Genomic DNA, 21,013 nt, shown 5'->3' with positions numbered 1-21,013 from the left:
CTACCTGTGGGGGTGCCGGGCGGGGCACGTGAGCCGTGTCGAGATCCCGTGAAGAGTACGACGAGGGCCGCCCCGCACCGCGGGACGGCCCTCGCCCTCGCCCCGGGATCCGGGGCCGGCCGACTACTCCTGGGTCGTGATGCCCGAGTACGAGTGCTTGCCGTTGAAGATCAGGTTGACGCCCGTGAAGTTGAACAGCACGCACGCGTAGCCCACGATCACGAAGTAGGCCGCGCGCCGACCGGACCAGCCGCGCGTGGTGCGGGCGTGCAGGTAGGCCGCGTAGACGACCCACACGACGAAGCTCCAGACCTCCTTGGGGTCCCAGCCCCAGTAGCGCCCCCAGGCGTGCTCGGCCCAGATCGCACCACCGATGATCGTGAAGGTCCACAGCACGAACGCGACGGCGTTGAGGCGGAAGCTCAGTGCCTCGAGCTGTGCGGGCCTGGGGGTCGTGTCGAGCCAGCGCCATGCCGGGTGCCCCAGGAAACCGTTGCCGTTCTCGCGCGAGTCGCGCAGGAGCTGGATCACGGACATGACGAACGCGACCGTGAAGATGCCCGTGGCGATGATCGCGACGCCCACGTGGATCACGAGCCAGTAGGACTGCAGCGCGGGCTGGACGCCCGTGGCGTCGAGGAAGAACGAGTTCTGGGCCACGACGAGGAACAGCACGGCGAGTCCCGTGACGAACGCGCCGATGAAGCGCACGTCCCGCTTGAGGCTCACCCCGAGGAACACCGCCATCGCGACGAACGCACCGACGAGGGTGAACTCGTACATGTTGGCCCAGGGTGCACGGCCCGCGGCGATACCGCGGGTCACGATCGCCCCGAGCAGCAGGATGGTGCCCAGCCATCCGGTCGAGATGCCGATGCCCGCGGCCTTGCGCGAGACGGGCTTGGCGGGGGTCGCGACCGCGACCGCGACCGGAGCGTCGGCATCCCCCTTGGCGGCCACCGGTTCGGCGACCGGCTCCTTGGCCCCCAGCCTGGACAGGTCGATCGCGAAGGCGACGAACGCGACCGTGAGCGCGGTCGCCGCCGCCCACACCAGGTCGGAGCTCAGCTCGGCAACGGTCATCGGTCAGCCTTTCGTGGTCGGTCGGCGCGAGCCGGCCCGGTGGGACGGGAAGCGGACGCGCGAGGCGTCCTGGTGGGACGTTCGGGTGGGGCAGGCAGGTCGGTGGCCTGCTCGGTCCCGGGGAGCGACTCGACCACGCGGTCGACCTCTCCCTGCAGTCCAGCGTCGTCGCCGCGGGCGAGTCCCGCCAGGGTGACGACGGTACGCGGCGCGGACGCCTCGCCGTCGGGCCCTTCCTCGCTCCACGCACGCAGCCACACGCGGCGGCGCGGGGTGAAGAGCGAGACGGCCAGGCCGCCGAGCGCGCCGAGCGCGAACACGAGGATCCAGACGAGCGCCGGGTCGTGCCGCATGTCGAGCGCCACGTAGCGTGCGACGGGCCCGTCGGCGAACGTGAGGGTGCCCAGACCGTCCGGCAGATCGACCGTCTCGCCCGGGGCGACGAGGAGCTGGACGCGGTCCCCCGCCTCGTCGACCGACGCCGTGAGCGTGTCGGTGTTGAGCCGGTAGACGTTCTGCGGCAGCCCGTCGTCGAGGCCCAGGTCTCCCCGGTAGACCTCGAGGACGAGCAGCGGGTTGGCCGGCTGCGGGAAGATCGAGCGCGCCCCGTCCTCGGTCACCTCTGCGGTGGGCAGGAAGTAGCCGACGAGGCCGATCTGATCGAGGCCCGGCGACGTGTCCGGCACCTTCACGACCCCGCGCGAGGTGTACATGGTGTCCTCGGGCAGGAACGGGACGCGGCCTGCGAACGCGACCTGTCCCTCGGCGTCGTGGACGGTGATCTCGGGGGCGTAGCCGTTGCCCTGGAGGTAGATCTTGGCCCCGCCGGCGACGATCGGGTGGTTGACCTTGATCTGCTCCTCCTGCGAGGACCCGTCGGGGTTGCGCACCGTGACGTTGGCCGTGAAGTCGCGCGACTGCGCGAACGCGACCTGGTCCATCGCGAACTCGGCGTCGAACGAGTCGAGCGTCATCGAGAACGGGACGAGCGAGCTCGGGCTGAACAGCGAGCCGCTCTCGAACGTGTCGTAGTCGACGACCGCGTTCGCGAAACCGCGCCCCTCGGTGATGATCGCCTGCCCGCGGAAGTGCAGGAGCTGTCCGGTGGCGACCGAGACGAGCAGGCCCAGGAGCGAGAGGTGGAACACCAGGTTGCCGGTCTCTCGCAGGTAACCGCGCTCGGCGGCGACGGTCCGTCGCTCGGGCAGGCCGCGGGCCACGTCGGCGGGTTCGGTCGAGACGTCCACGCGGAACGTGGGCAACCAGCGGAACCGGCCACGCAGGTGCGCTGCTGCCGCTTCGACGACCTCGTCGGGCGTCGCGGTGCTCGTGGTCTCGGCCTTGGCCGGGAAGCGGTCGAAGCGGCGCGGGGTGCGAGGCGGGCGGTTGCGCACGGCCTGCAGGTGCGCCTTGGTGCGCGGGAGGATGCAGCCCACGAGCGAGACGAACAGCAGGATGTAGATCGCGGAGAACCACACCGACGCGTACACGTCGAAGAAGCCCAGCCGGTCGAGCCACTCGCCCGTGCGCGGGTTGTCCTGGAGGTAGGTCAGGACCGCGGCCGGGTCCTGCGGGCGCTGCGGCAGCACCGAGCCCGGGACGGCCGCGACCGCGAGCAGCATGAGGAGCATGAGCGCGACGCGCATGCTCGTGACCTGGCGCCAGGTCCACCGCAGGGTGCCCTTGAGCCCGAGCGAGGGCAGCTGCGGAGCGCCGGCCTCCCCTGCGCTCGGGGAGCTGTGCGAGTCCGGGGTCGCGGTGCCGGGTCCGGTCGCGCGCGGGGCGCGCTCCGAGCTGCCCGACGGCGTCGCTCGCGTCTCGGCGGCCGCCTCGCCCTCGGCGGTGCGCGCCTCGGGCTCGGGGTGGCTGAACGCGTCGTCGATGCCCTCGGGGCGGTAGAGGTCCTTGTCGCTCATCAGATCACCGTCTCGAAGCCCGTGATGAGCCCGCCGAGGCGTGAGGTCCAGGTGCCCCAGACCCCGGTCACGAGCGCCAGCCCGATGAGGATGAGCATGCCGCCCCCGATGCGCATGATCGCGAGACGGTGGCGACGCAGGAAGGCCACGGCCTTCTTGGACCGCTCGAGACCGATCCCGATGAGCAGGAACGGGATGCCGAGGCCCAGGCTGTAGGCGATGCCCAGGATCGCCCCGCGACCTGCGGTGGCCTCGTCGAGGGACAGAGCCATGACCGCCGTGAGCGTCGGGCCGATGCAGGGCGCCCAGCCCAGGCCGAACACGATGCCCAGGAGCGGTGCACCCCAGATTCCCGCGGTGGGGCTCAGGTGCAGGCGACGATCCCGCTGGAGGAAGGGCATCGCGCCCATGAACGCGAAGCCCATGAGGATCACGAAGACCCCGATGACCCGCGTGATGACGTCCTCCCACTGCTTGACGTGCACGCCGACGGCCCCGGCGGCGACCATGAGCAGGACGAAGACGAGCGTGAAGCCGGCCACGAAGAGCCCCACGCCGGTCGCGACGCGCCACCGGCCGGGGGCGCTCACTGTCCGGACGGCCGTACCGCCACCGGCGCTGCTGCCGCCCTGCCGGGACGTGGCCCCGGCGTTGGCCGCCGCGAGACCGCTCACGTACCCGACGTAGCCGGGGACGAGGGGCAGCACGCAGGGGGACGCGAAGGACACGAGCCCCGCGAGGAGCGCGACGGGCACCGCCAGCAGCATGGAACCGCTGAACGCCGTGATGGCGAACGTGGAGCCGACGTCACCGGCGAAGGAGAGAGGGGTCACGGTCAGGCGTCCTCTGCGAGGACGTCGTCGACGAGCCCGGTGAGGGTCGAGCCCTCGGCCCGACCGATGATGCGTGCGGCGACGCGGCCCTCGCGGTCGAGGACGACCGTCGTGGGCACCGCCTGGATGGGCACCGAGCCCTCGAGCGTCGCGATCGCCTCGCCGCGCGTGTCCTCGATCGAGGGGTAGGGCACCTCGAACGTCCGCTCGAACGCGAGCGCGGCGCCCGCGTCGTCGGTGCTGTTGATCCCGAGCAGGCGCACCCCCTCGTCGGCGCGGTCGGTCGCGAGCGCGACCAGGTCCGGCGCCTCGGCCCGGCACGGCGCGCACGAGGCGTACCAGGTGTTGAGCACGACGACGTCGCCGACCCAGGCGCTCGTGTCGATCGCGTTGCCCTCGAAGTCCGTACCGGTCAGGACGACGGGGTCGTCACGGTCCGACACGTCCCACGTCTTGACCGAGCCGTCGCCCGAGACGAAGCCCTGACCCACGACGTCGTCGGGGCTCGTGGCCCCCGACTCCTGGGCGCAGCCGGTGAGGACCAGACCGAGCGAGACGATGGCGACGGGGACGAGAGCAGGACGACCGGCGGCACGACGCCCGGGTGCGGGCGCGCGACCGTGCCGGGCACGGAAGGGGTGGATCATGGCAGCACTGTCTCCCACCTGCCTGGGCACAACCTGAGAAACCCCTGGTGGGTCACGCTCCGGAGACCTTCGCGGCCCCCGGCAGCAGGTCGGCGACCGGCTCGGTGTAGTGGATCCCGACGAGGCGGTCCCCGTCGAAGCGCAGGGACGTGAGGGACGCGAGCGAGCACTGGCGGTTGCGGGGGTCGTGCCACAGGCGCTTGCCCTCGAACGCCAGGCGCGAGATCCAGATGGGGAGCTGGTGGCTCACGAGCACGACCTCGCGGCCCTCGGCCTGCTCGCGCGCGTCGTGGACCGCGGCGTGCATGCGCGCGACCTGCTCCTTGTAGGGCTCGCCCCACGACGGGCGCAGCGGGTTCCACAGGTAGGGCCAGTGCCCGGGGTGGCGCAGCGAGCCGTCGCCCACTCCGAACTTCATGCCCTCGAAGTGGTTGCCCGCCTCGATGAGCCGCTCGTCGGTGCCGAGCGGCAGACCGAAGGCCTCGGCGACGGGCGTCGCGGTCTCCTGCGCGCGCTGGAGCGGGGACGCGATGACCAGGGCGACGTCGAAGGGCTCGTGCGCGCCGTCGTCGGGCAGCGCGGGCGCGCCCTCCGCGGGCTTGCCCGACAGGTGCCCCGCGACGCGGCGCGCCATGGTGTGCCCGAGCTCCGAGAGGTGGTAGCCGGGGATTCGCCCGTAGAGGATGCCGTCCGGGTTGAAGACTTCACCGTGACGCATGAGGTGGACCGTGGTTGCAACCATGCCGACCAGTCTCCCAAAGATCTGGCCCGCGCGGTGCACGTGCCCGGGGTGCTCCGGACCACACCTCGCGACGCGCGAGTCTCCCGGCGCTGCCTACTGCTCGCGCGGCTCCACGACCCGGCACGCCTCGGCGATGGCGTCCATGGCCTCGCCGAGGTTGCGGAGCTGTGCCGGGGTCAGGACGTCCACCAGGTAGCGACGGACGGCGGTCACGTGACCCGGGGCCGACGCCTCGAGCTCGGCGTAGCCCGCCTCGGTCATGACGCAGTTCACACCTCGGCCGTCGCCCACGCTCGCGGCGCGGCGCACGAGCCCGCGCTGCTCCATGCGGTGGACCGTGTGCGTGACCCGGCTGCGGGAGCGGGCGAGACCGTCGGCCAGCGCCGACATGCGCATGGTGTGGTCGACGGCCTCGGACAGCCGGACCAGGAGCTCGTACTCGCCGAGGGTCAGGCTCGAGCGCTCCTCGTGCTCCTTGCTGAGGGCCTCGACGAACCGCGCCGAGCCGTCGAGGAACGAGCGCCAGTAGCGCTGCTGGTCGTCGTCGAGCCAGGGGGCGTCGTGCACCGTCGTGGCGTGCTGGTCCTGCTGAGCCGTCATCTCTTCCTTCATCCGTCACGCCCCTCCGGGTGGACAACGGCACCATTCTCCCATCGTCGGGGGTGGTGGCCGCTCCGGGGAGAACTCGTGCCCTCCTCGTGGAATAGAGGGCGGTGGGCTTGCGTTGATGCGTTCGTATGAAGTTGAATCTTCAACTAATGGCACGTCGACGGCGCGCCTGACGCAACGCAACACGACCATTCAGGAGACACCCATGGCCACGAACCTCCCCACCGGACTCACCGCGGGCACCTACGCGATCGACCCCTCGCACTCGCAGGCGACCTTCACGGTCCGCCACGCAGGCATCTCCAAGGTCCGCGGCTCGCTCGCGATCGCCGACGGCAACATCACGATCGGCGACGACGTCGAGTCCTCCAACGTGGTCGCGGCGATCGACGCCAAGTCGGTCAACACCGGTGACGCGGGCCGCGACGGCCACCTCCAGTCGGCCGACTTCTGGGACGCCGAGAAGAACCCGACCTGGAACTTCGTCTCGACCGCCGTCGAGGCCGACGACGACGACTTCGTCATCGAGGGCGACCTGACCATCAACGGCGTCACCAAGCCGGTCAAGCTCGAGACCGAGTTCACGGGCACGGCCGTCGACGCCTACGGCAACTCGCGCGCCGGGTTCGAGGCCAAGACCGAGGTCTCCCGCAAGGAGTTCGGCCTGACCTGGAACGTGGCCCTCGAGGCCGGTGGCGTGCTCGTCGGCGACAAGATCAAGATCGCGCTCGACCTCTCGGCGATCAAGCAGGCCTGAGCCTCTCTCCCCCGCCCGGCCCCCGCGTCCTGACGCGGCCCGGTACGCCAGGAGCCGGCGACCCGTGACGAGTCGCCGGCTCCTGTGCTGTCCGGGGGCTCGCGGGCCCGACGGCGGGGCCCGCCCCCGACGGGCGGCCCACCACCTGCGGTCGCGCCCTAGGCTCCGGCGCCCTCGTCCTCGTCGAGATCCGGGCCCGCCTCGGCGGGAGGCCGGTTCGCGAGCGCCCGGGCCTGCGCGTGGAAGGCCAGGATCTGCAGCTCGCTGCCCACGTCGACCGAGCGCACGATCACGTCGTCGGGCAGCTGGAGGGCGCGCGGCGCGAAGTTGAGGATCTCGCGGACCCCGGCCTCGACCACGCGCTCGGCGACGTCCTGCGCGACGTGCGCGGGCGTGGCCAGGACGACGATCGTGACGTTCTCGCGCACGATGACCTCCTCGAGCGCGTCGACGTGCTCGACCACGAGGCCGGCCGCCTCGGTGCCCACGACCGACGGCGACGCGTCGAGCAGGGCCGCGACCTCGAAGCCCCTGGTCCCGTAGCCCGAGTAGTTCGCGAGCGCATGACCGAGGCTACCGATACCGATGATCGCGATCCGGTGCTCGTCGGTCACGCCCAGCGCCGACGTGATGTAGGTCGCGAGCGAGTCGACCACGTACCCCACACCGCGCGTCCCGTAGGACCCCAGGAAGGACAGGTCCTTGCGGAGCTGCGCGGACCCGACCCCCGCCAGCTCGGCGAGCTCGGTCGACGACGTGGTCTCCACGCCGCGCCCCTCCAGGTCGCGCAAGGCCCGCAGATAGGCGGGCAGGCGTGCCACCGTCGCGCCCGGAATACCGGTGTCCCCCAGGGTCTCTGCCACTCGTACCACCCATACCTCGTCATGTCGTCGTCGTTGACGACCTCGCTGTGCTGCTGTCTCGGATCATCTCAGGCTCTGGGCCCGAACGCGTAGCGTCAGCCGCTGACGCGCCGCCGCGCGAGCGCCCTGGCGAGCCGTGCGCCGTCCACCTGCCAGAACCCCTGCTGGACCCCGTCGACCGTCACGACCGGGACGTAGTCGCCGTACTCGGACGCGAGCGCGCCGGTCGGGTCCGCGTCCACGTCGACCTCGGCCCACGCGACCTGCTGCTCGGCGCACACGGCCTCGACCGTCTCGCGGGCCGCGTCGCACAGGTGGCACCCTTCGCGCCCGTAGAGCACGACGCGCGGTGGCGCGGCGCCAGAGGTCTCGGCCGGGGCGAGTCCCTCGGGCCCGGCGTCGGGTCGAGCGTCTCGTCCTGCGGCATGTCCGGCGGCAGGTTCTGCGGTGCTCACTCCCCCAGCCTACGCATCCCGGACAGAAGGGCCGTCCCGGTCGTCGGCGTCTTGAGGAGCACAGGTCGTCGGCGGGCGTCGGCGGGCGCCGATAGAGTGGACGGCATGCCGACGTCTGCACCTGGGTCCACCCATCCGACGGCGGCCTTCTTCGACGTCGACAACACCATCATCCGGGGCGCCAGCTCGTTCCACCTTGCCCGTGCGCTGTACCAGCGCGGCTTCTTCTCCACCCCGGACCTCGTGACGTTCGCGTTCCACCAGGCCCGCTACCTCCTGCTCGGTGAGAACAAGCGCCAGATCGACCAGGTCCGCTCGCGCGCCCTCGACCTCATCGCGGGCCGCTCGGTCGCCGAGGTCGTCGCGATCGGCGAGGAGGTCTACGACCAGGTCCTCTCGCTGCGGATCTTCCCCGGCACCCAGAAGCTTCTCGACGAGCACATCGCGGCCGGCCACCAGGTGTGGCTCGTGTCCGCGACCCCTCTGGAGATCGGTCAGCTCATCGCCCGGCGGCTCGGCGCGACCGGGGCGCTCGGCACGGTCGCCGAGCACGAGGACGGCCTCTACACGGGCCGCCTCGTGGGCGACATGATGCACGGCCGGGCCAAGGCGGCAGGCGTCCGCGAGCTCGCCGAGCGTCATGGGATCGACCTCTCGGCCTCCTACGCCTACGGCGACTCGCTCAACGACGTGACCATGATGCAGGCCGTCGGCCACCCGTGCGCGATCAACCCCGACACGCGCCTGCGCCGCCACGCCAAGGACGTCGGATGGCCCATCCGCGAGTTCCGCGGCAGGCGCCGACGCGTCGCGAACCGCGGGCTCAAGACCGCGAGCTGGGCGGGGGCGGCCTGGGTCCTCGGGCTCGTCATGCGCTCGATCCGGCGCTCGCTCAAGGGCCGCACCGGCCTCTGACCCCCCGCGGTCCAGGAGCAGGCCGCGACGCCGGACCTCCGCAGCCTGGTCGGGCACGCCCACACCCGGACATGCGAAGAGCCCGGCACCCCTGAGGGTTCCGGGCTCCTGCGGCAGCAGGCGCGTGACCGCGCCGCGCTGCTACTTCTTGTTACGACGCTGGTGGCGCGTCTTGCGAAGCAGCTTGCGGTGCTTCTTCTTGGCCATACGCTTGCGGCGCTTCTTGATGACGGAGCCCATGGGTCCTCACAATGCTGGATCGGTGTGCGATCGGGATCGCCCCGATCATGGTGGTCCACGGCTGATCGGGAACCGACCAACACGAGAAAAAGTCCGTCCCTTAGACTACCTGCTCCCTGCCGGTCGCCAGAAATCGAGCGCGGGTGACGTCGTCGGGCACGTGCCGCGGCCCCCGGACGGACGCGTGCTCGGCGCGCGCCCTGCGCCGGCCAGGGAGGTGTCCTCGAACCGTCTCAGTCGAACTGCGCGTCGAGCCCCAGCAGGGGGAACACGGCCTTGCGCGTCGCGACGACGGCGCGGTCGACCTCGTCCTCGGGGTCGTACCCGCGCCCCCAGGACGTGAACGCGACCTCGCCGTCCCCCATGAGCTCGGCGGTCTCGCGGTGCGCGACCGCGGTGATGTGGTCGCGCCAGACGGCCGGCACGGGCGTGGACGGCGCCACGGGCGCGTGGACGACCTCCGCGACGACGTTCGACCACGCGAACGGGACGACCGACGTGACCGAGTAGCCCCCGCCGCCCAGGGCGACCCAGCGCCCCTCGGCGAGCTCGTGCGCCAGCTCGTGGATCCACCGTACGGCCGCACGCTGGGCGTCGATGCTCACGTCGAGGTCGCTCAGAGGGTCGTGTCCGTGGGCGTCGCAGCCGTGCTGGGACACGATCACCTGCGGCCGGAACGCGCGCAGGACGGGCGGGACGACCGCGTCGACAGCCCGCAGCCAGCGCGAGCCGTCGGTCCGTCGGGGCAGGCCGAGGTTGACCGCGGTGCCCGACGCCGAGGCGCCACCCGTGTCCGTCGCGTGCCCCGTGCCGGGGAACAGCGTCGCGCCGCTCTGGTGGACCGAGACCGTCAGGACGCGCGGGTCGTCCCAGAAGATCGACTCGACGCCGTCGCCGTGGTGCGCGTCGAGGTCGACGTACGCGACACGCTCGGCGCCGTCGTCGAGGAGACGACGGACAGCGGCCGCGGCGTCGTTGTAGATGCAGAAGCCCGACGCGGCCCCGCGCTGGGCGTGGTGCATGCCGCCCGCGATGTTCACGGCGTGCAGCGCGTGCCCCGACCAGACCGCGCCCGCGGCCTCGTACGAGCCCGACAGGATGCGTGCCGCGGCCTCGTGCATCCCGGCGAAGACCGGGTCGTCCTCGGTGCCCAGCCCCAGCGCGGCGTTCTCCACCCCTTGCTCCGAGGCCGCGTGCACCGCGGCGACGTATGCCGGGTCGTGCACCAGGTCGAGCACCTCGTCGGTGGCGGGCGCCGTCCCGACGACCTCGACGCCCGGGGCGTCGAGCAGGCCCAGCGCGCGCACCAGGCGCATGGTCAGGTCCAGGCGCGTCGGGGACATGGGGTGCCCGTGCCCGAAGTCGTAGCCCAGCAGGTCCGGGCTCCACACGACCTGCGCGACGAACGGCACGGTGTCGGTTCCGGTCACGTGCGCTCCTCGGTCGGTGGTCCTCGTCCGGACGGCGGGTGCTCCGTCGCACGGCCCGTACCGCGACGCGTGAAGGCGTTCGGCAGCCGGCAGGAAACACGGTATCGCCCGGGCGGCCCGACGGCGCCACGCGGTTCAGCCGGTGGGCAGGGCCCGTCCTGTGGCAGAGTTGGGCGACACATCGGCACGCACGGCGACCGGACGGCCCGCAGGGCACGCCCCGCCGCTCGTCCACCCGGACGAGGACGCACGGACAGCGAGACGGAGGACCGATGCCCCAGGGGGTCTCCGGGCGCTTCTTCGCAGGGCGCGAGCTGGTCGATCGCCTCGCCCGCCACTCACCGGCCCGTCTCGCGGTCACGGTCTTCGCCGCGGTGATCTCGCTGTTCACGCTGCTCCTCATGGCGCCGTGGGCCACGACGTCCGGGAGGTCCGCGCCCCTGATCGACGCGCTGTTCACCGCGACGTCGGCCGTGTGCGTCACGGGCCTCGTGGTGGTCCCGACGGGAACCTACTGGTCCACGTACGGGCAGGTCGTGATCCTCGTGGGCATCAAGATCGGTGGTCTGGGCGTCATGACGCTCGCCTCGATCCTCGGCATGGCCGTCTCGCGGCGCATCGGCCTGACGCAGAAGCTGCTCACGGCCTCGGAGACCAAGACGACCCGGCTCGGCGAGGTCGGTTCGCTCGTGCGCGTCGTCATCATCACCTCGACCAGCATCGAGCTGCTCATCGCGCTGCTGCTCCTGCCGCGCTTCATCGTGCTCGAGGAGACGTTCGGCGAGGCCGCCTGGCACGGCCTGTTCTACGGGATCTCGGCGTTCAACAACGCGGGCTTCATCCCCACGGCCGAGGGTCTGACGCCCTACGTGGGCGACTGGATGCTGCTCATGCCGATCATCATCGGCGTGTTCATCGGCTCGCTGGGCTTCCCCGTGATCCTCAACATCATGCGCAACCGGCGCCGCGCCTCGAAGTGGAACCTGCACACCAAGCTGACGCTCACCACGAGCGCGGTCCTGGTCGTGGTGGCCGTGGTCCTGTTCGCGGCCTTCGAGTGGACCAACGCCAAGACGTTGGGCCCGCTGAGCCTCAACGAGAAGATCCTCGCCTCGTTGTTCGCCGGGGTCATGCCCCGGTCCGCGGGCTTCTCGACGATCGACATCAACGGCATGCACGAGTCGAGCTGGCTCATCACCGACGCGCTCATGTTCGTCGGCGGCGGCAGCGCCTCGACGGCGGGCGGCATCAAGGTCACGACGCTCGCGGTCATGCTGCTCGCGATCGTGTCCGAGGCGCGCGGCGACCGCGACCTCGAGGCCTTCGGTCGGCGCATCCCGCGCGAGACCCTGCGCCTGGCCGTGGCCGTGTCGTTCATCGGCGCGACGGCCGTGCTCGTGGCGAGCCTGCTGCTGCTCGAGATCACGGGCTGGACGCTCGACGTGATCCTCTTCGAGACCATCTCGGCGTTCGCGACCGTGGGACTCTCGACGGGCGTGACGGCCGACCTCCCGACCGCCGGCAAGTACGTCCTGGTCGTGCTCATGTTCATCGGGCGCACCGGGACCATGACGCTCGCGGCCGCGCTCGCGCTGCGCGACCGGCGCCGCGTCATCCGCTACCCCGAGGAACGCCCCATCATCGGCTGACCCCGCCTCCCTGCTCCCTGGTGCGGTCCCGGCTCGCTGCCGGACCGCGCCTCCTGACGAAAGGTCCCCCAGGTGCCCGACAAGAAGGCCCCCGAGAAGAATGCCGGCGTGCTCGTGATCGGTCTCGGCCGGTTCGGGTCCGCGATCGCCGCGACCCTCGACCGGCTCGGCCAGGACGTGCTCGCGGTCGAGCGGTCGCCCGAGCTCATCGCGCAGTGGTCGGGCCGCATCCCGCTCGTCGAGGCCGACGCCTCCAACCCGACCGCCCTGGAACAGCTCGGCGCGCGCGACTTCCCGGTCGCGGTCGTGGGCGTGGGCACCTCGCTCGAGGCGAGCGTGCTCATCACGGGCAACCTGGTGGACCTGGGCACCCCCCAGATCTGGGCCAAGGCCATCTCTGCCGAGCATGGCCGCATCCTGCAGCGCATCGGCGCGCACCACGTGGTGTTCCCCGAGGCCGACGCGGGCAGCCGCGTCGCGCACCTGGTCTCGGGCAAGCTGCTCGACTACATCGAGGTCGAGGACGGCTTCACGATCGTCAAGATGCGTCCCCCGAAGGAGACGCAGGGCTTCACGATCGAGCAGACCAAGGTCCGCGACCGCTACGGCGTGACCATCATCGGCGTGAAGTCGCCGGGTCAGGACTTCGTGTACGCCGAGCCGACCACGCGCATCTCCGCGAACGACCTGCTCATCGTCTCGGGGCACGCCGAGCTGCTCGAGCGGTTCGCGGCGCGGCCGTAGTCACGGGGCCACGCCCGGTCCACCGTTCAGGACGACGCCCGACGGCGCCGCTCAGCTCGCGCGCGTCCGGCGACGTCTGAGCGCTGCGCCTCCCGCGACGAGGGCTCCTGCGACGGCCAGGGTGCCGGCGACCGTGATGCCGGTCGAGGCCAACGGGCCTGGGACCTTGCCGGGCGAGGTCCCCTCGGCCGTCGTGCCGTTGCCCGTGGTCGTCCCGCCGCCCGTGCCTCCGCTGCCGTCGGTGCCGCCGCCGGGAGCACTGCGGACGTCGAACGACGCCGACCGGACCGACGCACCGCTCAGGGGGTCGGTGACCACGACGTAGTGGGGGCCGGGGAGCGTCGAGAGCGGGATGGTCGTGACGAGCTCGATGGTCCCGTCCGCGCGCGCGGTCACGGTCCCGAGGAACGTGGGCGTCGAGTGGAGGTGCACGTCGTACGTCACGAAAGGCACGAATCCCTGGCCGCGGACGACGAGCGTCCCGCCCGGCACGGGGTTCTCCGCGACCGTGTCGACCACCGAGAGCGGGGTGATCCCCGTGATGCCGACCTGGAGGCTCACGCCCTCCGGTCCGTGGTCCCCGACCGGGACGGGTGGGGCCGCGACCGCGGGAAGCCCACCGAGGACGATCCCGCCGACCATCACGAGTCCTGCCACAGCCCCTGCGAACGTGCGGGCTCCAGCCCGCGGGTTCACGATCCGCACTTGCGCACTCCCTTGTCGCCTCGCGCCCCCGAGCGCGCCCATCCTCCCACGTCTCGGGCCCCGTGCGGGCGCCTCAGCGGGTGAGATTCGGTGAACCGTGGTACCCGGTCGACGAGCCGTGGAAGACGGCAGGGGCAGAGGGCTCTCAGGGCGCGGGCGGGCCCAGGAGGTCCTCGTGCCGACAGCCCGACGTGGACCACCACCTGGCCGGGTACACCTCAGGCTGTGTCAGCCCCAGGTCCTCGAAGGGAGCCGGCCGTCGACGAGGACTCCCGGAGCGGACAGCAAGCCTCAGCCGCCGGTGAAGACGCCGATGGTCAGCTCGGAGTCCACCTCGAGGCACGGCGCGTCGAGCGTGGTGAGCGCATCGTTCCAGGCGTCCGACCTGATGACGGTGGGTTCGGTCCTGGGCCAGGTCTCGACCGCAGGGACGGTGGCCTGCAGGTCGGCGACCCCCAGGCTCACGGCACTGTCGCCGCCCGAGGGGATGCGGTGCAGCACATCGGTCGCGACCTCGTACCAGCCCTGCTGCTCCTGGGCGGCCATGCGGCCCTCGCTCAGAGCGATGTCTGCGTTCTCCACGATCGTCATCACGTCGGAGACCGCCGCGCACGCGGCAGCATCCTGCGCCCCGTCCTCGGGTGCGTCGACCTGAGCAACCTCTCCCGTGGGCTCGGGAAGGGCGGCACTGCCCTCCCCGCTGCAGCCCGCCATCGTCAGAGCCACCAGTACCAGAGCCGAAGCCCCGGCCGCCTTGCTTCCTCGCATGAACGCTCCCCCATCGTGACCGTGTGTGGGCTGAGACTACACAGTTCGGCCAGCGCGGAAGACGAGGCGGGCGGTTCTGAGCTCGACGTGAGGCGCCCCGCACGTGGGGCGACGCTAGGCCGTCCGGCGCCGCAGGGTGAGCGTCCCCAGCACGATCGCCCCCAGGATGAACCCGACGATGACCGCGACGGCACCGCGGACGTCCGCGAACCCACCGCCCGCGGCCACGTCCTGGAGCGCCGAGACGCCGTACGTCAGGGGCAGCACCCGGCTGATCGCCTCGAGCACCGCGGGCATCTCGTCGCGCGGCATGAGCAGGCCGCACGTGATGAGCTGCGGGAACAGGACCACGGGCATGAGCTGCACGGCCTGGAACTCCGAGCGGGCCAGGGCCGAGGCCGCGAGCCCCAGGCACGACCCGAGGATCGCGTCGAGCACCGCGACGAGCACCACGAGGCCCACGGGCCCGGCAACGTCCATGCCGCACACCCACACCGCGAACGCCACCACGACCAGGGCCTGCACGGTCGCGAGGAGCGCGAACGCGAGCGCGTAGCCGCCCACGAAGTCGCCCTTGCCGAGCGGCATGGTCATGAGCCGTTCGAGCGTCCCGGACTGCCGTTCGCGCAGCGTCGTGACGCTCGTGACGAGGAACATGATGATCATGGGGAACAGCCCCACGAGGATGGGGCCGAACTGGTCCAGGACGGGCGTCCCGTCGAACATCCAGGCGATGAGTCCCAGCAGCACGCACGGCAGCACGACGAGCAGCGCGATGGTGCGCGGGTCGTTGCGGATCTGCCGCAGGACCCGGCCCGCGGTCGCGAAGGTCAGGCCGGGGCTCAGGGCGCGTGGTGCGCGGCTGGCCGCCGCCGCGTGCTCGTGGTCGACCGCGGTTCCCGCCGCGAGCGTGCTCGCCTCCCGTGCGTCGTGCATGCTCATGACGCCTCCCCTCCGAGGTGACGTGGACTCCTGACGGCCGCTGCGCCGTCGGGGCCGGCGGGCTCCTCCACGAGCCGCAGGAACGCGTGCTCGACGTCGTGGGCGCCCGTGCGCTCGAGCAGGCCCGGCAGGGTGTCGTCCGCGAGCAGGCGACCGTCACGCAGGAGCAGGAGCCGGTCGCAGCGCGTCGCCTCGTCCATGACGTGCGAGGACACGAGCAGCGAGGTCCCGGCGTCGCGCAGGCGCGCGAACAGGTCCCACAGGTCGCGGCGCAGGACGGGGTCGAGCCCGACGGTCGGCTCGTCGAGCACGAGCAGCTGCGGGTCCCCCAGCAGCGCGGCGGCCAGCGAGACGCGCGACCGCTCGCCGCCCGACAGCGTGCCGACCCGGCGCCGGGCGTGCCGCGCGAGGTCCACGGCGTCGGTCACGCGCGCGACGTCACGCGGCCCCGCGCCCAGGATCGTCGCGAAGTAGCGCAGGTTCTCGGTCACGCTGAGGTCCGCGTAGACGCTGGGCGACTGGGTCACGTACCCGACGCGGCGCCGCAGCACGGGGTCTCCGGCCGCCCGGCCCAGGACCTCGACCTCCCCGTCCGTGATCTGCTGGACCCCGACGAGCGCACGCATGAGCGTGGTCTTGCCGCTGCCGCTCGGTCCGAGCAGCCCGACGACCTGGCGGTCCGGCACCGTGAGGTCGAGCCCGTGCAGGACGGTGGTCCCGCCGCGGTCGACGCGGAGGCTGCGGACGTTGATGACCGGGTCAATATTCCCCATGTGAGGAATTGTGCTCCTCGTGGGTGCCCGGCGCAAGACCCTCGTCCGCACCCTCGAGATAGCGCTGGATCGTCGGGGCGATCGATCGCACGAGCTCCTCGGGCGACATCGACGCCACCGGCTCGAGGTGCAGCAGATGACGCGTGACCAGCACCCCGAGCACCTGGCTCGCGACCAGGCCCACACGCCTCCCCGCGACCTCGCGCGGCAGGAGCGCGGCGACCTGGTCGAACACCGTCCGTTGGAGGTAGCGCGGCAGCTCCTGCACGTGCCCGTCGGCGGACAGCAGCCCGGACAGCACGAGCCGGAGCTGGACCTGCCCGTCGGGTGCGTCCCAGACCGCGAGCACCGTGCGCGCGAGGCGCTCCCCCAGGCCGTCGAGACCGCCCTCGGCGAACCGGCCTGCGAGCGCCTGCGGGTCTGCCCCCGCGGGGACGAGCGAGGCCGCGAAGAGCTCGCCCTTGCCGTCGAAGTAGTGCCGGATCAGTCCGGGGTCCACCCCGGCCGCGCGCGCCACGCCGCGCATGCTCACGGCGTCGTACCCCTTGGCGGCGAACTCCTCGCGCGCCGCGGCCACGATCGACGCCCGGGTGTCCTCGCCCGCGGGCCGTCGGCCCCGCCGTACCGCACCAGCACTCATGCCTCGATTCTGCCCGACGACGGAGCGCACCGGCGCTCACGGGTGCGCTCCGCGCCTCCTGGACGGTGACACGAGCAGCAGGTAGTCTCGCAGCATCACGATCAGCCCGTCGCCGAATGGCGGCGGGCTGATTTTCTTGCCGCTGGGGGGCGCGATGGGCGAGTACACCAACGAGTACACCAAGCCGTGGCTGTCGCTCGATCAGCAGATCGAAAAACTCGACGGGCGCGGGGTCGACGTCGATCCGCGTGACCGCACCGCGGCCCTCCTCTGCGCCATCGGCTACTACCGCATCACGGGGTACCTCTACCCGCTGCGCAGCTCGGAACAGTACATCGACGAGAATGGCAAGGTTCGAACTCGGGTTCTGCAGGGCTACAAGCCTGGCGCGTCGATCGACCACATCGCCGAGGTGATCGACCTGGATCGTTCGCTGCGTCTGCTCGTGATGGACGGTGTCGAGCGGATCGAGGTCGCGTTCCGCATGCGTATCGGCTACGTCCTCGGGCGCCGATCCGCATTCGCACACCTCGATCCGGAGACGTTCCTCCCGACGTTCGTGGAGCATCAGCTGGACCGGACGACCGGTTGGAGGACGCGACCCGGCAAGCACGCAGAGTGGCTCCAGCGCGTCGCCGATCGACGCGACCGGTCGGACGAGACCTTCGTCGCGCACTTCCGGGAGAACTACGGCGGCCGGATGCCGATCTGGGCGCTCACCGAGATCCTCGAGCTCGGCCACCTTTCCCGCTTGTACCAGGGGCTCAGGGACGAGGACGCGGAGGAGATCGCCCGAGAGTTCGGAGTTCCGACGAAGAGGTTGATGGCGAGCTGGCTCGCAAGCGTGAACTACGTGCGCAACGTTGCGGCACATCACGCGCGCCTCTACAACCGAAAGCTGCAGCACGCCCCGAGTCGGCCGAAGGTCGGGGTCGTTCCACTCCTCGACCATCTACGCGCTGACGAGACGTCCAAAGGCTCCTTCTCCGTGTACAACGCTCTGGCGGTGATCGCCTACCTCCTCAGATCGATCGACACGGACGCAGGTTGGAGTCGCCGTCTCGTCACCTTGATCGACACCTTCCCCTCGTCACCGGACCTGACGATCGCCTCGCTCGGGATACCTGCAGGTTGGTCGTCGCTCGACCTGTGGCGGATACCGCAGCCCGACGCCGGGGCGTGAGCAGTACACATCAGGTGTCCCGCGCTCACGGGTGCGCTGCGCCGTCGGGCAGCAGGGACGACGACGCCCGGCCCACCGCGACGCAAGGAGACGTCGCGGCAGGCCGGGCGTGGGCCCCGGCGCACCGGCACGGCGCGGGGCAGCCGCGGGACGAGACAGCACCGCCTCGCCCCGCGGCGGTCAGGGGGTCAGGCGATCACCCGCAGTCGAGGGCCGGGTACGGCGCCTCGAACGTGGCGGTGGTGCCGTCGGCGCCGCCCGTGCTCGCGGTGATCATGACGACGCCGGCGTCGACCGAGCCCGCACGCGTCGCGAACGACTGCGACGCCGACTTGCCCGGCGCCACCCCCGTGAACGACTTGGACCCGAACACCGAGGCGACCTTCACGTCGACCGGCACGTCCTCACCGTTCACCGCACGCACCGACACCGTGACCTTGCCCGCGACACACTTCGCCGTCGCCGACACCTCGACCACGAGGTCGGGCTCGGGCTCGGGGTCGACGGGGGTCACGGTGACCGTGGCGGTCGCCCGCGTCGTGATCGACGGGCCGAACGACCCGCTGACCGTGAAGGTCCCGGCCTGCGCCCAGGAGGCGGGGTCGACCGCGTCCCACGTGACCGCGAGCTCCTTGGTCGCGCCGTCGCCGTAGGTCGCGGTGACCGTCGCGGGCAGCACGGGCGCGGTGCCCGCGGCCGTCGTGACCGTGACGGGGGCGGCCGAGGCCACGAACGCGTCGGCCTGGTAGTGCGCGAGGAGACGGTCGTACTCGGCCTGGGTGACCGGGAGCACCGTGCCGTGGCGCGGGCTCACGGGCAGGGTCGCGGGCTCGGACTTGGTCCAGACCCCCGAGTCGAGGTCGGTCGACTCGAACGGGACGTAGCCCTTGCCACCGTGGTAGCTGGGCTGGTCCATGAAGACGTACCACTTCTCCTCGGTGTTGGACTTGAAGACCGTCGGTCCCTCGCCCGCCGTGAACGTGCCGCCGTAGCCGTTGGGCTGGCCCACACCGATGTTCTCGGTGATGAGGTCCCAGCTCGTGGCGCGCAGGTCCGTGGACTTCTCGCTCCGGACGGTCATGTACTTCTCGTCCTTGATGAAGCGGTAGTACGTGTCACCGACCTTGGTCACCGACGCGTCGATGATGCCGAGGCCCGTGCCGCGCTTGTTGTCGACCCAGATCCGCGGCTCGCTGAACGTCACGAAGTCACGCGTCGTGGCGTACATCATGCGCTGGTAGCTCGTGGCGATCTTGCGGTCGCTGCTGTCGGTCGTCGGGTAGAGCGCGGACGCCCAGTACACGACGTACTCGCCCGCGGCCTCGTCGTAGAACGCCTCGGGAGCCCAGGTGTTGCCCGCGTAGTCGCTCGAGACCTTGACCATGCGCTGGTCGGACCAGCTCACGAGGTCGGTCGACTCCCAGATCATGAGGCTCAGCGAGCCGCGCTCCTGCGCGTTGCCGAAGTTGTTGCCGCCGTAGATCTTGAGGTCGGTCGCGACGAGGAAGAACTTGTCGCCCTCGGGAGAACGGATGACGAACGGGTCGCGCAGGCCCTTCTCTCCCAGGCCCGAGCGCAGGACCGTCTTGTCGTCGTTGAGCTCCTGCCACTTGAGCGGGTCGTTGCCCTGGCTCGCGGCGAAGTAGATCTCCTCGCCGTCGGCCGTGCTCTCGCCCTTGAAGTAGGGGAAGAAGTACGCCGCGGGCTCCTGGGCCTCGGGGGCCTGGCGGACCGTCGCGGTGCGGGGCTGGGTCGAGGTCGCGGTGCCCTTGGTCGCGGTCACCGTGAGGATCACCTCCGTGTCGGCCGTGCCGTGCGCCGGGCGGTGCACCACGCCCGTGTCGCTCACGGTCCCGGGCGCCGAGGACGTCCAGGTCAGGGTCGAGCCCTGCGCGCCCTTCGTCGGGAGGGTGAGGTTGCCGCGGACGTCGGCGATGTTGGTCACTGCGGCGTGCTGCGCGTCCCACGCGGCGGCCTGGGCGTCGTCGAACGCCGCGGGCACGACCACGGTGAAGGTCCGCGGGAGCGTCACGGCGCCGCGCGTGACCGACGCGGTCAGCGTGACGGTCGCGGCGGGCTGACCGGCGGCGGGCTGGGTGACCCTGCCCGACGACGTCACGACGTCCGCGTGCGAGGTCGCCCACGTGATGGTCGAGCCCTGCGCGCCGGTGACCGGGAGCGTGAGGTTGCTCGTGACGGCGCTCGTGTCGCCGAGGTCGAGGGCTGCGGCGTCGGCTCCTGCGGCCGCGGCCGAGGTCTTCTGCGCGAGGGTCGCGACGTCGTTCGCGGGCAGTGCCCGGTCGTAGACGCGGAAGTCGCGGACCTGACCCTTGAGGTACTTGTCGCCCGAGTAGAGCGAGCGACCGATGTAGTTGGCGGTCGTCGTCCCGGCGCCGATCGAGGCCGGCGTCGTGGTGACCGCGGTGTTCTGCGCGACCTGAACGCCGTCCTCGTAGAGGGTCCCGGTCGTGCCGGTCTGCGTGTAGGTCAGGTGCTTCCACACCCCGCGCGCGAGGTTCGAGCCCTTGGTCGTGTTCTGCTCGGTCGACCAGTTGCCCGACGCGATGCCGGTCCGGTAGGCGTTGCCCGTGGTGAACAGGTAGCCGTTGCCGGCCGAGCCGCTCGTGTTGCCCATGCCCCAGATGAAGTAGGGCGTGCCCTGGGCGGTGTCGACCAGGACGTCGAGGTCGACCGTGACCGAGGTCAGGTTCTTGAGCAGGCTGTCGGGGAGCCGGACGTAGTCGTCGGTCCCGTCGAGCGTGATGCCGCTCGCGCTGCGCGCGGCCCCGTTGACCGTGGCTGCCCCGAACGTCGAGCCCGGCGCCGAGTTCGCGGCCGACGTGCCGCTCGCCTCGTCGAGCTTGTACCAGGCGACGAGCCCGGCCTCGGGCAGGACCGGATCAGCGGCCGCCACGGCGGTGGTCGTCAGCCCGGTGCTCAGGGCGACGGCGACGCTCGCTGCAACGAGACGTCCCCTGGTTCTTCTCACGATGTGCTCCTTCGGTTCGTGGTGCGGGTGGTGCAGGGGTGGTGCGGGGAGGACGGTCGCCGTCGGCGCCCTCGCCGAGAAGTGAGTAGATGCCCCTCCTGCGCCCAGAACTGGGGCATCTACTCACTTC

At 71.4% G+C, this 21,013-nt stretch carries 21 protein-coding genes; 5 read left to right on the top strand and 16 right to left on the bottom strand.

The genetic code is table 11. The features are described from left to right. Nucleotides 1-123: 123 nt before the first annotated feature. From ccsB to H9641_RS13310, 6 genes are all read right to left on the bottom strand, one after another. Nucleotides 124-1,083, bottom strand: a complete 960-nt coding sequence (gene ccsB / locus H9641_RS13335) for a c-type cytochrome biogenesis protein CcsB (RefSeq protein ID WP_191804537.1) — start codon at nucleotides 1,081-1,083, stop codon at nucleotides 124-126. Beyond that, on the bottom strand, nucleotides 1,080-2,999 hold the full coding sequence (gene resB / locus H9641_RS13330; protein ID WP_191804535.1) for a cytochrome c biogenesis protein ResB: 1,920 nt from the start codon (nucleotides 2,997-2,999) through the stop codon (nucleotides 1,080-1,082). The genes ccsB and resB overlap by 4 nt, the downstream gene beginning before the upstream one ends. Then, the gene (locus H9641_RS13325; RefSeq protein ID WP_191804637.1) at nucleotides 2,999-3,766 is read right to left on the bottom strand and encodes a cytochrome c biogenesis CcdA family protein; all 768 of its coding nucleotides are present in this window, start codon (nucleotides 3,764-3,766) and stop codon (nucleotides 2,999-3,001) included. The genes resB and H9641_RS13325 overlap by 1 nt, the downstream gene beginning before the upstream one ends. Nucleotides 3,767-3,834: 68 nt before the next feature. Beyond that, nucleotides 3,835-4,479: a TlpA family protein disulfide reductase gene (locus H9641_RS13320; RefSeq protein ID WP_191804533.1), complete on the bottom strand. Its 645-nt coding sequence runs from the start codon at nucleotides 4,477-4,479 to the stop codon at nucleotides 3,835-3,837. A 52-nt stretch (nucleotides 4,480-4,531) separates the two neighbouring features. Then, nucleotides 4,532-5,221, bottom strand: a complete 690-nt coding sequence (locus H9641_RS13315; RefSeq protein ID WP_191804531.1) for a histidine phosphatase family protein — start codon at nucleotides 5,219-5,221, stop codon at nucleotides 4,532-4,534. 93 nt (nucleotides 5,222-5,314) lie between these two features. Further along, nucleotides 5,315-5,833, bottom strand: coding sequence for a MarR family winged helix-turn-helix transcriptional regulator (locus tag H9641_RS13310; RefSeq protein ID WP_225220448.1), 519 nt, complete (start codon nucleotides 5,831-5,833; stop codon nucleotides 5,315-5,317). A gap of 202 nt (nucleotides 5,834-6,035) precedes the next feature. Between H9641_RS13310 and H9641_RS13305 the strand changes: the two genes are divergently transcribed. Further along, nucleotides 6,036-6,587, top strand: a complete 552-nt coding sequence (locus H9641_RS13305; RefSeq protein WP_191804529.1) for a YceI family protein — start codon at nucleotides 6,036-6,038, stop codon at nucleotides 6,585-6,587. A 158-nt stretch (nucleotides 6,588-6,745) separates the two neighbouring features. Here H9641_RS13305 and H9641_RS13300 read toward each other — a convergent pair whose 3' ends face one another. Both H9641_RS13300 and H9641_RS13295 read right to left on the bottom strand, forming a co-directional pair. After that, the gene (locus tag H9641_RS13300; RefSeq protein WP_191804527.1) at nucleotides 6,746-7,450 is read right to left on the bottom strand and encodes a redox-sensing transcriptional repressor Rex; all 705 of its coding nucleotides are present in this window, start codon (nucleotides 7,448-7,450) and stop codon (nucleotides 6,746-6,748) included. A 95-nt stretch (nucleotides 7,451-7,545) separates the two neighbouring features. Next, complete coding sequence (locus tag H9641_RS13295; protein WP_318244570.1) at nucleotides 7,546-7,905, bottom strand: glutaredoxin family protein; 360 nt, start codon at nucleotides 7,903-7,905, stop codon at nucleotides 7,546-7,548. Between the two features lie 105 nt (nucleotides 7,906-8,010). Here H9641_RS13295 and H9641_RS13290 point away from each other — a divergent pair, with 105 nt between their 5' ends. After that, nucleotides 8,011-8,820: an HAD family hydrolase gene (locus H9641_RS13290; RefSeq protein WP_056649733.1), complete on the top strand. Its 810-nt coding sequence runs from the start codon at nucleotides 8,011-8,013 to the stop codon at nucleotides 8,818-8,820. 141 nt (nucleotides 8,821-8,961) lie between these two features. Here the strand turns inward: H9641_RS13290 and H9641_RS13285 are convergent, their stop codons facing one another. Both H9641_RS13285 and H9641_RS13280 read right to left on the bottom strand, forming a co-directional pair. Continuing rightward, on the bottom strand, nucleotides 8,962-9,060 hold the full coding sequence (locus H9641_RS13285; protein WP_003792170.1) for a 30S ribosomal protein bS22: 99 nt from the start codon (nucleotides 9,058-9,060) through the stop codon (nucleotides 8,962-8,964). Between the two features lie 233 nt (nucleotides 9,061-9,293). Continuing rightward, nucleotides 9,294-10,490: an acetoin utilization protein AcuC gene (locus H9641_RS13280; protein WP_318244569.1), complete on the bottom strand. Its 1,197-nt coding sequence runs from the start codon at nucleotides 10,488-10,490 to the stop codon at nucleotides 9,294-9,296. Between the two features lie 272 nt (nucleotides 10,491-10,762). Here H9641_RS13280 and H9641_RS13275 point away from each other — a divergent pair, with 272 nt between their 5' ends. Further along, on the top strand, nucleotides 10,763-12,139 hold the full coding sequence (locus H9641_RS13275; protein ID WP_191804525.1) for a TrkH family potassium uptake protein: 1,377 nt from the start codon (nucleotides 10,763-10,765) through the stop codon (nucleotides 12,137-12,139). A 72-nt stretch (nucleotides 12,140-12,211) separates the two neighbouring features. Continuing rightward, nucleotides 12,212-12,883: a potassium channel family protein gene (locus H9641_RS13270; RefSeq protein WP_056649726.1), complete on the top strand. Its 672-nt coding sequence runs from the start codon at nucleotides 12,212-12,214 to the stop codon at nucleotides 12,881-12,883. Between the two features lie 51 nt (nucleotides 12,884-12,934). Here the strand turns inward: H9641_RS13270 and H9641_RS13265 are convergent, their stop codons facing one another. From H9641_RS13265 to H9641_RS13245, 5 genes are all read right to left on the bottom strand, one after another. Then, complete coding sequence (locus H9641_RS13265; RefSeq protein WP_191804523.1) at nucleotides 12,935-13,540, bottom strand: hypothetical protein; 606 nt, start codon at nucleotides 13,538-13,540, stop codon at nucleotides 12,935-12,937. Nucleotides 13,541-13,879: 339 nt separating this feature from the next. Then, entirely contained in the window at nucleotides 13,880-14,314 is a 435-nt protein-coding gene (locus H9641_RS13260) for a hypothetical protein (RefSeq protein WP_191804521.1), read from the bottom strand. Nucleotides 14,315-14,470: 156 nt separating this feature from the next. Next, nucleotides 14,471-15,202, bottom strand: a complete 732-nt coding sequence (locus H9641_RS13255) for an ABC transporter permease (protein WP_225220457.1) — start codon at nucleotides 15,200-15,202, stop codon at nucleotides 14,471-14,473. Nucleotides 15,203-15,294: 92 nt separating this feature from the next. After that, on the bottom strand, nucleotides 15,295-16,071 hold the full coding sequence (locus H9641_RS13250) for an ABC transporter ATP-binding protein (protein ID WP_191804519.1): 777 nt from the start codon (nucleotides 16,069-16,071) through the stop codon (nucleotides 15,295-15,297). Then, a complete protein-coding gene (locus tag H9641_RS13245) occupies nucleotides 16,058-16,711 on the bottom strand; it encodes a TetR/AcrR family transcriptional regulator (protein WP_191804517.1) in 654 nt (217 codons plus the stop codon). The genes H9641_RS13250 and H9641_RS13245 overlap by 14 nt, the downstream gene beginning before the upstream one ends. A gap of 154 nt (nucleotides 16,712-16,865) precedes the next feature. Between H9641_RS13245 and H9641_RS13240 the strand changes: the two genes are divergently transcribed. Continuing rightward, nucleotides 16,866-17,894 carry an Abi family protein gene (locus H9641_RS13240; RefSeq protein WP_191804515.1) on the top strand — a complete coding sequence of 343 codons (1,029 nt, stop codon included), beginning with the start codon at nucleotides 16,866-16,868 and terminating at the stop codon, nucleotides 17,892-17,894. Nucleotides 17,895-18,090: 196 nt separating this feature from the next. Here H9641_RS13240 and H9641_RS13235 read toward each other — a convergent pair whose 3' ends face one another. Beyond that, nucleotides 18,091-20,883, bottom strand: a complete 2,793-nt coding sequence (locus H9641_RS13235) for an immunoglobulin-like domain-containing protein (RefSeq protein WP_191804513.1) — start codon at nucleotides 20,881-20,883, stop codon at nucleotides 18,091-18,093. Nucleotides 20,884-21,013: the final 130 nt, after the last annotated feature.

The sequence above is a fragment of the Oerskovia merdavium genome (genome assembly GCF_014836755.1).
Lineage (GTDB): Bacteria > Actinomycetota > Actinomycetes > Actinomycetales > Cellulomonadaceae > Oerskovia > Oerskovia merdavium.
Note: the sequence above shows the minus strand (reverse complement) of the source record. Positions and strands in the feature narration are given on the sequence as shown.